13 protein-coding genes are annotated in these 16633 nt (G+C 35.3%); 4 read left to right on the forward strand and 9 right to left on the reverse strand.

The features are described from left to right. The first annotated feature begins 24 nt into the window (after nt 1-24). Entirely contained in the window at nt 25-2793 is a 2769-nt protein-coding gene (locus tag BUE84_RS17940) for a TonB-dependent receptor (RefSeq protein WP_167595397.1), read from the forward strand. 236 nt (nt 2794-3029) lie between these two features. Next, nucleotides 3030-4889 (forward strand): CocE/NonD family hydrolase, encoded by a 1860-nt coding sequence (locus BUE84_RS17945; RefSeq protein WP_079242883.1) that lies wholly within the window; start codon nt 3030-3032, stop codon nt 4887-4889. A gap of 238 nt (nt 4890-5127) precedes the next feature. Here BUE84_RS17945 and BUE84_RS17950 read toward each other — a convergent pair whose 3' ends face one another. The 3 genes from BUE84_RS17950 to speB all read right to left on the reverse strand — a co-directional run bounded on the left by BUE84_RS17950 (nt 5128) and on the right by speB (nt 7693). Next, complete coding sequence (locus tag BUE84_RS17950; protein ID WP_202971503.1) at nt 5128-5739, reverse strand: alpha-ketoglutarate-dependent dioxygenase AlkB family protein; 612 nt, start codon at nt 5737-5739, stop codon at nt 5128-5130. 184 nt (nt 5740-5923) lie between these two features. Next, nucleotides 5924-6766, reverse strand: coding sequence for a bifunctional helix-turn-helix domain-containing protein/methylated-DNA--[protein]-cysteine S-methyltransferase (locus BUE84_RS17955; protein WP_079242884.1), 843 nt, complete (start codon nt 6764-6766; stop codon nt 5924-5926). A gap of 69 nt (nt 6767-6835) precedes the next feature. Next, complete coding sequence (gene speB, locus BUE84_RS17960; protein WP_079242885.1) at nt 6836-7693, reverse strand: agmatinase; 858 nt, start codon at nt 7691-7693, stop codon at nt 6836-6838. A gap of 180 nt (nt 7694-7873) precedes the next feature. Between speB and BUE84_RS17965 the strand changes: the two genes are divergently transcribed. Further along, nucleotides 7874-8533, forward strand: coding sequence for an HAD family hydrolase (locus BUE84_RS17965; RefSeq protein ID WP_079242886.1), 660 nt, complete (start codon nt 7874-7876; stop codon nt 8531-8533). A gap of 178 nt (nt 8534-8711) precedes the next feature. Here the strand turns inward: BUE84_RS17965 and BUE84_RS17970 are convergent, their stop codons facing one another. The 6 genes from BUE84_RS17970 to BUE84_RS17995 all read right to left on the reverse strand — a co-directional run bounded on the left by BUE84_RS17970 (nt 8712) and on the right by BUE84_RS17995 (nt 15965). Further along, nucleotides 8712-10106, reverse strand: a complete 1395-nt coding sequence (locus BUE84_RS17970) for an arginine decarboxylase (RefSeq protein ID WP_079242887.1) — start codon at nt 10104-10106, stop codon at nt 8712-8714. A 122-nt stretch (nt 10107-10228) separates the two neighbouring features. Next, nucleotides 10229-11104: a tyrosine-protein phosphatase gene (locus BUE84_RS17975; RefSeq protein ID WP_079242888.1), complete on the reverse strand. Its 876-nt coding sequence runs from the start codon at nt 11102-11104 to the stop codon at nt 10229-10231. A 138-nt stretch (nt 11105-11242) separates the two neighbouring features. Continuing rightward, nucleotides 11243-11890 carry a thiamine diphosphokinase gene (locus tag BUE84_RS17980; protein WP_079242889.1) on the reverse strand — a complete coding sequence of 216 codons (648 nt, stop codon included), beginning with the start codon at nt 11888-11890 and terminating at the stop codon, nt 11243-11245. Then, nucleotides 11880-12449 carry a cob(I)yrinic acid a,c-diamide adenosyltransferase gene (locus BUE84_RS17985; protein ID WP_079242890.1) on the reverse strand — a complete coding sequence of 190 codons (570 nt, stop codon included), beginning with the start codon at nt 12447-12449 and terminating at the stop codon, nt 11880-11882. Before BUE84_RS17985 ends, BUE84_RS17980 begins: the two co-directional genes overlap by 11 nt. Before the next feature lie 175 nt (nt 12450-12624). Continuing rightward, nucleotides 12625-15045: a TonB-dependent receptor plug domain-containing protein gene (locus tag BUE84_RS17990; protein WP_079242891.1), complete on the reverse strand. Its 2421-nt coding sequence runs from the start codon at nt 15043-15045 to the stop codon at nt 12625-12627. 335 nt (nt 15046-15380) lie between these two features. After that, on the reverse strand, nt 15381-15965 hold the full coding sequence (locus BUE84_RS17995; protein ID WP_079242892.1) for a hypothetical protein: 585 nt from the start codon (nt 15963-15965) through the stop codon (nt 15381-15383). Nucleotides 15966-16137: 172 nt separating this feature from the next. Between BUE84_RS17995 and BUE84_RS18000 the strand changes: the two genes are divergently transcribed. Beyond that, nucleotides 16138-16629, forward strand: a complete 492-nt coding sequence (locus BUE84_RS18000; RefSeq protein ID WP_079242893.1) for a DinB family protein — start codon at nt 16138-16140, stop codon at nt 16627-16629. Nucleotides 16630-16633 lie beyond the last annotated feature (4 nt).

Raw genomic sequence — 16633 nt, forward strand, 5'->3', positions numbered from 1 at the left:
TTTACCGCTCTGAAAAAAAAACTAATGAAGAAAACTCTGTTGCTATTGACTTTGATGTTCACTGTCATTATTCTGCACGCCCAAAAGTTACACATTGACGGAAAAATATCTGATTCTGAAAAGAAAGCGATAGAAAATGCAACCGTCTATCTTTTGAAACAAAAAGATTCATCCATTATCAATTATACAGCAACCAATAGGGAAGGGAGATTCTCGCTGAAGATTGATGATATAAAAGAACCTTCTATTCTAAAAATCGATGCTGATAAATTATCTTCCTATTCAAAAAAATTCGAAAAAATAGATCAGTCGCTATCTCTGGGAGATATTCAGCTTGAGAAACAAGGTATTGTGAATACAATTGATGAAGTAAAAATCACCGTTTCTCCGGTAAAAATTAAAAGAGATACTATTGAATTTAGTGCGGCCGCTATCAAAGTACGACCTGACAGTAAAATTGAAGAGCTTCTGAAGCAGATTCCCGGTGTAGAAATCAGCAATGAAGGAAAGATTACCGTGAATGGCAAAGAAGTAGACCAGATCATGATTAATGGTAAGCCTTTCTTTGATAAAGATGGTAAAATTGCCCTCCAGAATTTACCCGCAGATATCATCAAGAATATTCAGTTTACAACCACTAAAACAAAAGAAGAAGAGCTTAGCGGAAAAACAGCCAAATCTCAGAATACCACCATCAACTTTAATATTGATGAAAAGAAAAATAAAGGTTTATTGACAAGGCTTACTGTCGGCTATGGATCAGATAAACGATATGAAGCAAGCGGACTGGCGAGCTATTTTAAAGGGGATACGAAAATAAGTCTATTGGCATCTTCGAACAACATCAATTCACAAGGATTTTCCAGAGATGAAGTTTTTGATAGTATGGGAAATGGCCGGAATGCCTGGATGATGCAGGGAGGATCTGTCTCAACAGTAGGAAATGTGACTTACTATAACCAGGGAGGTGGCACGAAAGGAATTCAAAGGTCTACAACAATTGGATTAAACTACAGTGACAAGCTGGGAAAAGATGCCGATCTGGATTCCTTCAGTCTTATGCATTCTGATTCCAATATGGAGACAAGGTCTAAAGTTTCAAGATCTACTCTACTCCCTACTTATACTCTTCAGACCAATTCAGAAAGTAATGGGGAAAATGAATCCAAACAATACAGCTTTGATACTTCGGCTAAAATCAAACTGGATTCTATGACAAGTATCTACCTTTCTCCAAGATTTACGAAAAACAGCAGTTTTAATTTTAATAATTCACGTTCATCTACTTTAAATAATGGCAAACTTGTAAATGAAAGTAATGCTTATTCAAGTAATGATTCGGAAAGCAATTCATTTAATCCATACCTCTATTTTTCAAGAAAATTCAAGAAAAAAGGCCGTTCGATTTCCGCCAATATGAACAGTTCCATTTCAGAATCCAGAAGGGATAATCTGAATCAATCTCAAAACACCTTCTATCAATCCAATGGAACATCAACAGACAATAGAGATCAATTAGCCAAAAATAAAAATCAGAACAGCAGTTTCAATTTCAATGCCGGATATACAGAACCTGTTTCCGATTCGTCCAGTGTAAGTTTTGAGGTAAAATATGAAACCCGATCTTCCAGAGATTTGAGAAATGTAAACGATTTTGATAATACAACAGGAGATTATACTAAATTCAATCAGCTTTTATCCAACAATATGAAGCAAAGAATTAATCAGATCTCTCCTGAGCTGACTTACCAGCTTAGCAAAAAGAAACTGAATTTCTGGGCTTCCATGAATCTTGACATTTCGGATATGAAAGTAAATTCAATCTATAACGGTCAGCAATATGATCTACAGAAAAATTTTGTACTACCCCAATATAATGTGAACCTTTACTATCAACTGTCAGAAGGAAAAACTTTAAGCTTTTACAACTATTCCAACTTCACCATTCCGACAGCAGAACAACTGACTCCTTATAAAGATGAATCCAATCCTTTGATTACCTATCAGGGAAACCCTAACTTAAAAAATACCTGGACCAACAATCTTTATTTGTATTTCAATAATTATAATAAAGTGAAAGAGTTCAGCTACTATTTCAATATTGGTTTTACATACAGAAATAATGATATTATCAACTTTTCCACCTATGATAATGCAGGAAAACAGGTGGTCACTTATGACAACGTAAGCGGAAATAAAAGCATCAATGCCGGCGGAGGTTTCAGTAAAGTATTAAAATGGAAGAATAATAAACTTATTATCAATCCAAGATTCACCATGAATTATGCTTACAATAATGGTTTTATTGATGGACAATCTTTCACCAGCAATTCTTATAATCTAAACCCAGGTCTTAATCTTACCTATGAAATCAAGGATAAAATGACGATTAAGCCCTCTTACAGACTTGGATATAGTTTCTCCAATTATACGAATTACAATGTATCCAATGTAAATACAGCGAATCAGTCATTAAAACTTGAACTGACAAATTATATGCTTAAAGGCAGATTTGTATTTGGAAACGATTTTGAATACAATACCAATTCCAATATTGCCCCTGGCTTTAAAAAGGATTTCTACTTCTGGAATACCAGCCTTGGATATTCATTCTATAAAAAACAGTTTACAGCAAAGGTGAAGATCTATGATGTTTTAAATCAAAATCAAAGCGTGAGAAGAACCATCACAGATTCTTACTTCGAAGACCGTGAAGACCTTATCCTGAAACGATACATCATGTTCTCCATCAGCATGAAACTGAATAAGTTTGCAGGTAAAAAAATGCAGTAAAGCAACACCATACTTTTATATATATTTTTGATAATGGCCGGATCTTTCCGGCTATTTTTATGAATAACCTGAGATTCAACACTAAACTCCATTACAACTGAAGGCTTAAAATTCCCCTCCTCAGGAGGGGTGGCAAATTGAAAATTTGACGGGGTGGTTTCTTACAACAAAAACCTTTTAAACAAGATATACAGATAAACCTATTTTTATTTTTAAATTAGCAGCAAATTTTTTTTATGAAAATCCATATTTCAGTATTATGTATTCTTTTTTTCATTCTTGGAAAAGCTCAGAAAACGGAACAGAAAGATACTTTCGTTAAAGACAATTTCACCAAGAAAGAATTTTATATTCCAATGCGTGATGGAGTGAAGCTTTTCACAGCCGTATATATCCCGAAAGATATATCCAACAAAAGCAAATATCCATTTCTGATGCAGAGAACCTGTTACAGCATTGCTCCTTACGGAGAGAATGAATATAAAACTAAAGTAGGTCCCAATACCTATCTTATGAAAGACAAATATATTTTCGTATATCAGGATGTACGCGGAAGATATATGAGTGAAGGCACTTTTACCAACATGACTCCGCAGGTAGAACGCAAAACCAAAAAAGATGTGGATGAAAGTACGGATACTTATGATACCATCGAATGGCTTTTAAAAAACATCAAAGGTAACAATGGTAAAGTAGGTCAATTCGGAACATCATACCCAGGATTCTATACTGCTGTAGGAACTTTGTCACAGCATCCGGCTTTGGTAGCTTCTTCGCCTCAGGCTCCTATTTCCGATTTCTGGAATGACGACTTCCTTCACAACGGAAGATTTATGCTAGGCTATTTCAGAACATTTCCGGTTTTTGGGGTTCAGAAAACACAGCCAGAAAAACAGGCATGGTATATGGATTCTTTCATCAAACAGACTTCCGAAGACGGTCTGAAGTTCTACAGAGATATGGGAACACTGAAAGATGGATATGAAAAATATTACAAGAATAATTTCTTCATGACAGAAATTATGAATCATACCAACTACGATGAATTCTGGCAGAAAAGAGGCCTTCTTCCTCACTTAAAAAATATCAGCCACGCTGTAATGACAGTTGGCGGATGGTTTGATGCAGAAGATCTTTCCGGGCCATTGAACATTTATAAAACTATTGAAAAGACAAGCCCTAAAGCCAAAAACACAATCGTAATGGGACCTTTCTCCCATGGAGGCTGGTCTCAGGAACAGGGAAAACATTTCCACAGTGAAACGTATTTTGGAGACAGTATTGCTACCTATTACCAGAAAAATATTGAAACAAAATTCTTCAACCATTACCTGAAAGGCAATACCAAAGAAGACGCAGGACTTCCTGAGGCACTGATGTATGACACCGGAGCTAAAGAATGGAAAGAATTTGCCTCTTATCCACCTAAAAATGCTCAGAAAGTGAATTTCTATCTGGCTGATAAAACCTTGAAAAAATCATCAGGACAAGGCTATTCTGAATATTATAGCGATCCTAACAATCCTGTTTTAAGCTCAGATCATTTAAAAGATTTCAATGGTTTCACTCCAAAAAATTATATGTCGGAAGACCAGAGGTTTGCTGTAGGAAGACCTGATGTATTAACTTTTACTACAGATGTTCTGACTGAAGATATTACGTTTGCCGGAGAGATCATGGCCAAACTGAATATTGCATCCACCTCCACAGATGCTGATTTTGCCGTAAAATTAATTGATGTTTATCCTGAAGATTTCAAGCCTGCAGAAAAGAAAGACGGGGTTATCTATGGAAACTACCACCAGATGGTAAGAAGTGAGATCATGCCTGCAAGATTCAGAAATACCAAAGAAAAGGGTGAGGCTTTGGTTCCTAACCAGAAAACAGCTGTTAATTTCAGACTTCAGGATGTGGTTCATACTTTCAAAAAAGGGCACAAAATCCAGATTCAGATCAGCAGTACATGGTTTCCGCTTTTTGCGATCAACCCACAGAAATTTATGGATAATCCGAATTTTGCCAATAAAGAGGATTACACCAAAGCATTTATTAAAGTATATGATGACAGCTCTATTGAAGCTGAAGTTTTAAAATAAATTGAAAAAGCTGTTCGTTTGAACAGCTTTTTTTGTTTTTGAGAGCCTAAAGTTTATTTTAGGTTTTGGCCAAAGCCTGATGATTTTATTATTTTTTAAGTGGGCTTTAGCCCACTTTTATTAATGGAGACAGCAAGTTCAATCTTCTAAAATCTACAGAATTAGTGGCGATTGAATGAAATATTATAGAGACTACTGCGGAGTGACAAACGTTGTGGATAAGGTGTCTCAAAAAAGACTATTCTTCAATGGTTCTGAAAGTCAGATTTACTCTTGGTGTCTTCACTTTTGTAGTGGGAGGAAGCCTGTGAAGCCAGTTGTCCTGAGTAGTTCCCTTCATAATTAATAAGCTTCCGTTTTCCAGGAATATTTCTGCCTTTTCTTTGGTTATTTTATGTTTGAATAAAAATTTTCTTTCCGCTCCAAAGGTTAGAGAGGCAATAGCCCCGTGTTTCTTCAGATCTGTTTCGCCATCGCTGTGATAAGCCATTCCTTCACTTCCGTCGTGGTATAAATTGAGGAGACAAGAATTGTAGGTTTCTCCCGAAACTTCTTCACACTTCTTTTTTAATTCTAATAATTCAGGACTCCAGAATTTGGCATATTTTGTTCTTTTCGAATAGGTATATTCAAAAGCTTTTTCTCCAAACCAGGCTACTTTCCTTTTGGTTAAAATTAGCTTTCCAAAGATCAATGCTTCATCATTTTCCCATGGAATCTGATTGAGCAGATAATCATAATAAAAAGCAGATTGTTCTGCTGAAAAAACTTTTCCATAATAATGAACAGTACCATCATGTGGAAGTACATTCAGTGGATAATCGGATATTTCTTCGAAGAGACTCAACATAGTTTTAGAATTAAATGCTTTATGCTGTAAAATGTATTTATGTCTTTTGTATTTAAACACAAATGGCACCAATATTTTTCACAAATGACACGAATTTTATATCAATAGGAACGGACTTTAGTCCGTTTATTAAAATAATTCAAGAATTCATTGGCTTTAGCCAAAACTTATCAATTTATTTTATTCAGGAATAAATCTGTGAGCCTTCCCAACCCACAATCAACTGTTTCCTATCACTTCCCCAACGATAGCCACCGAGATGCCCGGTAGACTGAATCACGCGGTGACATGGAATAAGAAATGCTACAGGATTACTTCCAATAGCCGTCCCAACAGCTCTGGAAGCTTTAGGATTTCCAATTTTTTCTGCCAGGCTGCCATAAGTAGACAGTTTTCCCATCGGAATAGTCAGTAGACTTTCCCATACTTTCAACTGAAAATCGGTACCTTTCAAGTGTAATTTTATTGTGTTGAGTTTTGTCCAGTCTTTATCGAATATGGACAATGCGTTCTTTTGAAGAGCATCCTGTTTTTCAATAAAAGAAGCATTAGGGAACTTTTGTTTCAGTTCCCCGAATGCTTTTTCTTTATCGTCTTCAAAAGCCATATAGCAGATTCCTTTTTCTGTAGAAGCTACTAAGATATTTCCGAAAGGACTTTCAGAAAAACTGTAATAAATACTGAGGCTTTTTCCTCCGTTTTTATATTCTGCCGGAGACATTCCTTCAATCTTTACAAACAGGTCATGAAGCCTGCTGGTACTGGAAAATCCTGTCTCGTAGGCAGTATCAAACAAACTTGCTTTTTCTTCCTTCAATAAGTTTTTAGCATGTTCAAGACTGATGAACTGTAAAAATTTTTTCGGACTTGTTCCTGCCCAATCAGTAAATATCTTCTGAAAATGAGCCGGACTCAGGTGAATATTCTCTGCCACTTCCTCCAAACTTGGCTGAAGCCTGAAATTGCTCTGGATATATTCTATCGCCTTGGCAATTCTGTTATAATCTATCTGACTTTGTGTGGACATTGTATTATTATTTTACCTCACAAATTTCCAAAGAATATACGGCAGAAAAAATCCGATTCTTGCGGAATATTAGTTGTTGTTATAAATATCGTAGTAAGCAAGCATTTTGTAATATAACTTCGCAGATAAGAAAGCCGTTGGCTTAGCCATTGGAGAATCCATTAATTCTACAATATCAAATGCTACTACATTACATTTTTCAAATACTTTTCTTAATAATTCCAGCGTTGGATACCATTGTAGTCCGCCTGGCTCAGGAGTTCCTGTAGATGGAGCAATAGAAGGATCGAAAGCATCTAAATCAATCGTGATATACACATTTCCTGATACTTTTTCCAATACATCATTGATCCAGTTTTCGTTGTTTGCGATTTCGTGAGCGAAAAATACTCTTCCTTCAGGTAAATATTCAACTTCTTCAACATCCATAGAACGGATTCCCACCTGTACTAAGTTATGCTTCTGATTTGCTTCAAAAACTGCACATGCATGGTTGGAAGTAGAACCGTGGAACTCAGGACGTAAGTCTGTGTGAGCATCAAACTGAAGAACAGTAAGGTTTTCGAACTTCTCTCCTACCGCACGGATAGAACCAATAGAAACAGAGTGTTCACCCCCAAAAAGAGTGAATAATTTACCCTCATTGTTCAAAAGTTCTTTTGTTTTCTGATAAACCGCTTCTGTCATTGCTTCCGGAGTAGAATTTTCAGAAACTTCTCCTGCTAAGTAAACTCCCTGTAGGTAAGGTTCTGTTTGAGTTTCAATATCGTAAAGCTCCATGTTTTCAGAAGCGTTTAAGAATAATTCCGGACCTTTATCAGCTCCTTTACCCCATGTTGAAGTTCCATCATAAGGAACAGTTACCAACATTACTTTCGAATTCTCTAACGTTGCGTTTTCTTCGGGAATTCCTGCGTATGTTCTCATGCTTTATTTAAAAATTTTAATGATTGAAAGATTAAAAGATTTCACAAAGATACAAAATAGTCCTTGAGTTATAAGTGATGAACGGTCTGTTATGAATTTTTAACCTTCATTCTAATTTTTAAATTTTTAAATATTTTAATGTTTAAATTTTAAAAGTTATTTTTGTACAAAACTCATTATATGCCTTTAAAAGCTGTACTTTTTGATATGGATGGTGTAATTGTAGATACGGAACCATTGCATAGAAAAGCTTATTTCAAAACGTTTGATGAATTGGAAATCGCCGTTTCCGAAGAGTTATACACCTCTTTTACCGGAGCATCAACGAAAAGAGTCTCTGAAACTTTGATTAATGAATTTAATTTAAATCAAACTTATGAAGACATTGCAGGAATCAAAAGATCTCATTTCAAAGATTATTTTTATAATGATGATGAGTTTGACTTAATTCCGGGAGTAAGAAAACTAATCGAGCATTATCACGAAAATGGAGTCAAGCTGATTCTGGCTTCTTCTGCAACGATGGTAACCATCAATATGGTTTTTGAAAAATTCGGACTCGAGCAATATTTCAGCGGAAAGATCAGCGGTGCCGATTTAAAAGAATCCAAACCTCATCCTGAGGTTTTCTTACTGGCTGCAGAAATGGCAGGAGAACCTGTTGAAAACTGTATGGTGATTGAGGATTCTACGAACGGAATTTTGGCAGCCCACAGAGCAAAAATTTTCTGTACGGCATACAGAAGCCCACATTCTAAAAATCAGGATTACACGTTAGCAGATACGGTAGTAACTGATTACGAGGAACTCGAACTTGATAAAATTTCAAAATATTTTTAAATAAAAAAGCTCTCAGATTCTGAGAGCTTTTGTTTTGTATATACTTTGTCATCTGAACGAAGTGAAGATCCTTAACTTTCCTTAATTCTTAATAAAAAACTTAATGGTTAAATTTAAAAACATTAATAAGATGAGATTGCTTCGTCACCTTCGTTCCTCACAATGACAGATTAAAGTCTTATTTATAACCAAGAATCTTCAATATATCTTCCGGTTCCTGTTTCTCACGGAAAATTTCATATTGCAATTCACCGTTTTCATCTTTCTGAATCAGGACGTGTCTAGGCTGAGGCATCAGACAGTGGTGTACTCCGCCATATCCACCGATTGTTTCCTGATAAGCTCCCGTGTGGAAGAATCCGATATACAAAGGTTTTGTATCACTGAAAACAGGTAAATAAATTGCGTTGGTATGCTGTTCTGAGTTATAATAATCATCCGAATCACAAGTCAGCCCTCCCAGGAATACTCTTTCATAAGTATCTTCCCAACGGTTAAGCGGAAGCATGATGAAGTGTCTTGAAATTGCCCATGTATCAGGAAGGGTGGTCATGAAAGAAGAATCAATCATATTCCATTTTTCTCTGTCATTCTGACGTTTCTGAGAGATGATTTTGTAAAGGTTCGCTCCACTTTCTCCTACGGTAAAGCTACCGAATTCAGTGTAGATGTTAGGTTCTTCCACTCCTTCTTCTTCACAGAATTTTTTGATCTGAGAAACAATCTCTTCTACCATATACTGGTAGTCATAATCAAAGTTCAAAGAAGTTTTGATTGGGAAACCACCTCCAATGTTCAGTGAATCTACTTCAGGAGCAATTTTCTTCAAACGGGCATATACACGAAGACATTTGTACAATTCGTTCCAGTAGTAAGAAGTATCTTTAATCCCGGTATTGATGAAGAAGTGAAGCATTTTCAATCTTGCATTCGGGTGTTCTGCGATCTTCTGGCTGTAGTAAGGGATGATATCTTTATATCCGATTCCTAATCTTGAGGTATAGAACTCGAACTTTGGTTCTTCCTCTGATGCGATTCTGATTCCGATATTAAAGGTAGAATCGATGCTTTCTGTAAGTTTATCCAATTCTCTGTAATTATCAAGAATCGGGGTAATATTTTCAAAACCGCTGTTGATCATATCTGAAATATTTGTCAGATAATCATCAGTTTTAAAACCATTACAGATTACTTCAATGTTTTTATCTACCTTTCCCTTTTCGTAAAGAGATTTTACAATATCCATGTCATAAGCAGAAGATGTTTCTATCGAAATATCATTCTTCAAAGCTTCCTCCAATACGAAATTGAAATGACTGGATTTTGTGCAATAGCAGTAGGTATAATTCTTTTTATATTCGGTTTTTTCAAAAGCTTCTTTAAACCAGCTTTTGGCCTTCTGAATATTTTGAGAAATTCTCGGCAGATAGCTAATCTTTAGCGGAGTGCCAAATTGTTCAACTACATCCATCAATGGAACGTCGTGAAACAACAAATTGTTCTCAGATACATTAAATTCCTCTGTAGGGAAATACAATGTCTGATCAATAAGTTCCGAGTACTTTATTTTCATTTCTAAACAAGTGAATTAAGAAATGCAAAATTGCTAAAAAAGTTTCATTTTTAGGTGTTAAAATTATTATAATTTTAAATAAACACCCAATATTAAATCTTATAGAAATTTATCTCTGATAATCAATACGTAAACTTTTGAATATATTCCCTCCTTCTAGCATCTGAAATCCCTAATGCCTGCTGAATATAGGCATCTGGAGAACCATACTTTTTATTGATCTCCCCAAAAGCAGCGTCAAGATATCTTTTTTCAACCCAGCTCAGTTTTTCCAGTACCTGTAAATCCATTTTCGGATAGAGGAAATGTAAAGTATTGGCAAGGCGAAGTCTCTTCTGAACAAGATCTTTTCTATAATTATTAGAGAGAAGATATTCGTTGTAAATAGTCTCTTTATCAAATTTCAGAATTGTAAGAAGTAATGCTGTGATAATTCCCGTCCTGTCTTTTCCCGCTGTACAATGATAAAGAATCGGATCTTTGGATTCCAGAATTTCTGTAATAATTCTTTTTATAGTTTCTGGATTTTCCGTCACATACTCACGGTAAAAATCTATCATTCTTTTATCGGCATCGGAAGCATTCACTTTACCTTTAAGAACCAGTTTTTTGGCCTGAGCCAACTGATCTCCTTCATCTTCAAACGCTGAATATTTTTTGTATACGGTTTCTGCCGGTAACTGATCCGGTTTCTGAGCAATTTCTTTTGAATTTCTAAGGTCAATAATTTCTTTGATCCCCAGTTTTTCAACATCATCAAAAGATTTCTTTTTAAGCTTATAAAGATGGGCACTTCGGTATAGTTTTCCTTCTTTTAATGTTCTTCCTTCCCTGTTTTTGATATTTCCTACCGTCCGGAAATTGGTAACTTTTTTAAGATGAATCACTTTTTCAGTTTCATTTTTTCCATATTCGGGTGTTTCAAAATGCTGGGTCTTACATGAGACTATGCAGCATAATGAAATGGTGAACACTGATATTTTGATTAATTTATTCAATGGTTTTTAATAAGTTTTGGCTAAAGCCAATGGATGTATTTATTTTTATTAAACGGGCTGAAGCCCGTTTCTATTGATGCAAAAATTAGTGCCATTTGTGGGTAAGGCCCGTTTCTATTGATATATAATTAGATCCTTTTAATAGATGGTAGGATATTCTATCTCCTTAATTCCTACAAAAAATAAAACATCTCCTGATTCATATTCTATGGAAATCTCATCTTCAACAGCGAAATTCCGGGTTCCTATTCTTGAAGTAATGCTTAAGTTTTCTTTAGTCAAAGGCCAGTTGAGACCTTTTGTCGTTATATTATTCACTGATGGAAATGGATAAAGCGAAATCATTCTATTTTTTAATCCTTTCAGCTTAAAATGATTGGGAATAAAATAGTATTCTGAAAACTCATCATAAAATTTTATTTTCATCTGATCTTTGAATGCATACGCAACGGTAAGGTTTCCCAAAAAATGATCCTGCTCACCTCCGCTTCCTCCAAAAACATCAGTTTCTGAAAAGCCTTTTTCCTGAATAATTTCCAGCGCCTTATGAAAATCTGTTTTTTCCTGATCTAAGGTAAGGATAAATTTTCCTTCATACATATCTTCATCTGATCCGGAGTGTGAATCAAAATCACCGGATATAAAATCCAGTTTATCCAAAGGAAATCCCATTTTTTTCAAATAATGGAAAGCACCGTCTGTACAGGCAATCAAACCATAATTTTCCGGATTGGGTAATGATTTTGGAGCATCTCCGTTGATGAAAAGTAATGCTTTATCTCTCATTCGGGTTCCAGTATTCTTCCGGTTCGTTGTTCAGTTTTGAAATATATCTTGCCAACACAAAAAGATAATCTGAAAGCCTGTTTAAATATTTAATCAATTCGGGACGTACTTCTTCTGATTCATTCAGAAATACCAATGAACGTTCTGCTCTTCTGCAGATCGTTCTTGCTGCATGTAAAAAAGTTGCTGATTTTCCTCCACCTGGCAGGATAAAGTACTGAAGAGGTTCCAGCTTTTCATCGAAGGCATCCATCCATTGTTCCAGCTCTTCAATTTCAGTTTCTGAAATAATAATCGGAAGGCGTGATTTTCCGTTGGCAAGCATCAGCTTATCCACCGGTGTTGCAGCTTCTGAACCTACCGTAAACAAATCAAACTGTATTTTCTTCAGCTGTCTCAAAACTTCTTCATCTTCAATATGACTTTTTGAAATTCCAATGAATGAATTCAATTCGTCTATATTTCCGTAGCTGTCTACTCTTGCGCTGGCTTTGGAAACCCTTGTTCCGCCATACAATGCAGTCTGGCCTTTATCTCCTGTCTTTGTATAAATTTTCATAGTACTAAAATACTTTTTTTTGTACAATGTAAAAAGTAAAATGTAGGAATAGCTTCGTATTCTATCTGAAAAAATAAAACTGACATTAGGAATTTAATGTCAGTTTTATTTTTTCAGATAGTGCTTCGTCTTTGTTAAGCACAACAACGTCAATCCAATTCCTTTTATGTATAGATTAAAAAGTATAATTGACATTGAGCTGAAAAATAGTTCCGTTAAATCCAAACTGGTTAACCTCCCAAGGATATTTGAACCTTCCTCCTAGATCTGTTACCACATCTCCTTTGCTGTCTATTACATCCGGGTAAATATTAAACAAATTATTTACAACTCCGGAAACTTTAAGATCATTGGTGATTTTATAGGTTAAAACGATGTCTGTAATTACCTTACCAGAGAATGTCTGATCTTTGGCAGGATCAGTAGCGTGCTGCCATGTAACCGAACCAAAATACGTATTATTAAGGTTAAAATTAAACTTTGAAATGTCATACGAAAGACTAAGAATAGTTTTTGTTTTTGGTCTTGCAGAGATAATTCTGGATTGTTCTTTTCTATCAAAAAAGTTTTCTGAGTAACCATTTTGAGCCAAAATAGGTGGAACAGCAATATTATCTACTATCTTAGTTTCGTTATAATTGAAAGCAGCAATAATTCCCAATCTTCCTTTTCCAATAGCGGAAGTATAATAATTAGCTACAAAATCTACCCCTTCCGTCACTGTATTCACAGCATTGGTGAAAAACTTCAGAGAGGTTATTTTGTTATTGTTTAATATTACTTCTACAGGGTTTGTTAGGTCCGGACTTCCCGGAGCACCGGTTTTGTACCCAATATCTCCTGAGAAAAGTACACGGTCTTTAATTTTTATTCTGTAATAATCTGCTGTAATAGTCAGGTTTTTAAAAGGCTTTACGGCAAATCCTCCCGTAATATTAAAAGCTTTTTCAGCATTTAATTTGGGTACCCCAAGGTCAGATCTTATAATTTGAGAGTCGTTATTAAAAGTACCCTGATTAGCTACCGTATTCCCTGTAATTTTAGTTTGAACATTGGAATAATAAATCTGGTGTAATGAAGGGGCACGGAATCCTGTAGAAACAGATCCACGGAAAACCAATTTATCATCCAGTACTTTATACCTTGCATTTCCTTTCCATGAAACATTATTCCCGAAATCACTGAAATTTTCATACCTCACCGTTCCGCCAAGTAACAGGTTTTTCGTAACGTCCCATTCCGCATTTATGTAAGCTCCGATATTCTGACGATTTTTGTTAATTTCATTTTGAGGCTGCAGTCCCGGAAATGATTCTGCTCCACTTCCTATATAAGACGCTTCCTCTCCTGCCCTTGCCTGATAATTTTCATTGCGCACTTCAGCTCCTGCTCCTAAAACAAGCGCACCAAAATCCCTGCTGATATCTATGTTTCCTATAATATTACTGAACTGATGCCCACCTGCTTTAAAATAGGTTGGGGAATTTGCACCTAAAGACGTATTAATGGTATTTCCTACTGCATAATCTACTGCATTAGAACCAAAGGTTGCACTTCCATCAAAACTCCATTTTCCAAACATACCTTTCCATCCGGAGGTTAAATTATAATCATAAACATCTGTTTTAAATTCCGGTTGAAATCCATTGTAAGCCTGTCCTTTTGGAGTTAATAAACCAAAATCTGAAGTTACCCAATAAGGAGTTCTGTACAAAGCAAAACTGGTCCCACTTCTGTAGGTTGTACCTCCAAAAGCATAAAATTTGCCTGTTTCACCTGTTGGCAACTCAAAATTGACAAACATATTGGCCACTTTGGTCTCCGGCTGTCCTATAATCATTCCTAAACCGGGATTAGCTTGCGTCCAGGCATTATCCACCCCAAAAAGTTCATCTTTTGTAACAGAACCTGCGCGGTTCGTTTTATTTTGAGAGGAAAATCCGAAGGTAAGATTCAGACTTCCGGTTTTTGCTACTCTGATTCCCGTATTAAAATCTGCTCCGATATTAAAACCGTCTCCTTTTGAAGTAATACCTGAAAAAAGGTTAACGGTGCTTTTCCCCACACTGTTCTTAAGAATAATATTAATGACTCCTGCAATAGCATCAGAACCGTACTGTGCAGATGCTCCATCTCTCAATACCTCTACGTTTTGCAAGGCTGCTGAAGGAATACTTTTCAGATCTGTACCTACTTCCCCTTTTCCCGGGGTATCATTTACATAAATTAAAGCACTTTGATTTTTTCTTTTACCATTTACCAAAACCAAAGTTCTGGAAGGCCCTAATCCTCTTAAATCTGCAGGATCAAAGTGAGCTGTTGCATCAGAAACAGTCTGTTGTGATGAGTTGAAAGATGGAACGGCATAGGTTAAAGCTTTATCAAAAGTTACCTGCCCTGTTGATTTTAATTGTACGGCGGAAATATTGTCAATAGGGATTGCTGAGGTAATAATGGTTCTGGGCTTTGTTCTACCCGTGGTAACCACCACTTCATCTATTTTATTTTGTTTTATGCTGTCCTGAGCATATCCCATAGCACCAGCTCCGCTTAATACTAATGCATAGATTTTTCCATTAAATAAATTATTCTTCATGTCAATTGTTAATTATTCAATAAATCTAATAAAAAAATAAACATTAAACACAAAAACAAAACATACAATAACAATTTGACTCCATATTTGCGAAAATCATACCATTTCACAAAAACGACAATTACTTTACAAAACATAAAGTGATTCGTTAATAACATGAAAAAAAATAAATCAATAACATCATATTTGTGTAAAAAAATTAATTAGTTGCCATCAGAAATAAACATGACTTTATTCATTCTGATAAGTAGTTTTTAACAGATTGAGATTGCTTTGCTGATGACTTGCAATGAATGGGAATAAAAAATGGCCGGGAGAAACCGGCCATATCCAAATTATTTATTTACCTCTACGTATTGTATGATGGTCTGATTTTTTGGGTTGTAGATAATAGTACTACTCTTGGGAAATCTTTTCAGTTTATAATACTGAATGTTTTTATCGGATTTAATATCCTCCAGAATACTGGTGTCAATTGTATTGTCAGGAAGAAATTTCGATAGGAAATTTATTTTATCAATGATATTCTGCCCATCAATCTTTCGGGCAGTTTTATCAGATTTACTTTCATCAGAAGTAGGCTGGCTTTCTAAAAACGGAAGCAATACTGCAATATCAGTTTTATACTTAAAAATATATCCTTCAGGTCTTCCGGGAATATTGATTTTCTTTCCTTTTTCTTCTGAAACAATGGAAGCACCGGTACCAGGAAAAACGGAATTGAACTTAACATCTTCAGAATTGGTTAAAGAATTAATAGATTCATTCACAGTTTTCTTTACCGTTTCTTCTACAACCTGTTGTGTTTTTTGCTGTACAGTTTCAGTTGTTTTCTGAACAGTCTGATCTATTTTTTCCTCTATCTTATTGCATGATACTAATAAAAAAGCAGTGATAACTGGCAAAATATACTTCTTCATAATTCTAATAATGGCGATTTTTTTTATTAATACACTTTTCTTTTAACGCAAAAGTAGGGATCAATATTTTAAGAAAGAAAAAATATTTTTTTATTATCAAAAATCCTACTGACAAACTGTTGTCATTACCCTCTCTTACCTTTGTATCAACAACAAACAAAACAAATACATTATGACAACTACAGCAACAGCCACTAAACAATTCATGACTTCTGAACAACTATTAGAAGACTGGCAGGGACACAGAAATCTTACAAGAAGAGTGATTGAATCTTTTCCTGAAAAAGAGCTATTTGAATTTTCTGTAGGCGGAATGAGACCATTTGCAAAACTGGCAGTAGAACTCATCAGCATTGGCGGGCCTGCTTTAAAAGGAATTGTGGAAGGAAATATAGAAGCTTACAGTGAAGAAGCTTTTAATCCAACAACTAAGGAAGAAATTTTGAAAAAATGGGATGAAGAAACAGAAGTGATCAACCATTATTTCAATCAGATTTCTGAAGAGCGTTTCCAGGAGACCTTTAATTTATTCGGACAATATGAATTTCCGGTATATCAGAACATTCTTTATTTTGTAGATAATGAAGTTCATCACCGTGGACAAGGTTATGTTTATCTGAGAGCTTTAGGTATTGAACCTCCTTTCTTCTGGGAGAGATTTTAATAAA

This window comes from Chryseobacterium indologenes, assembly GCF_002025665.1.
Lineage (GTDB): Bacteria > Bacteroidota > Bacteroidia > Flavobacteriales > Weeksellaceae > Chryseobacterium > Chryseobacterium metallicongregator.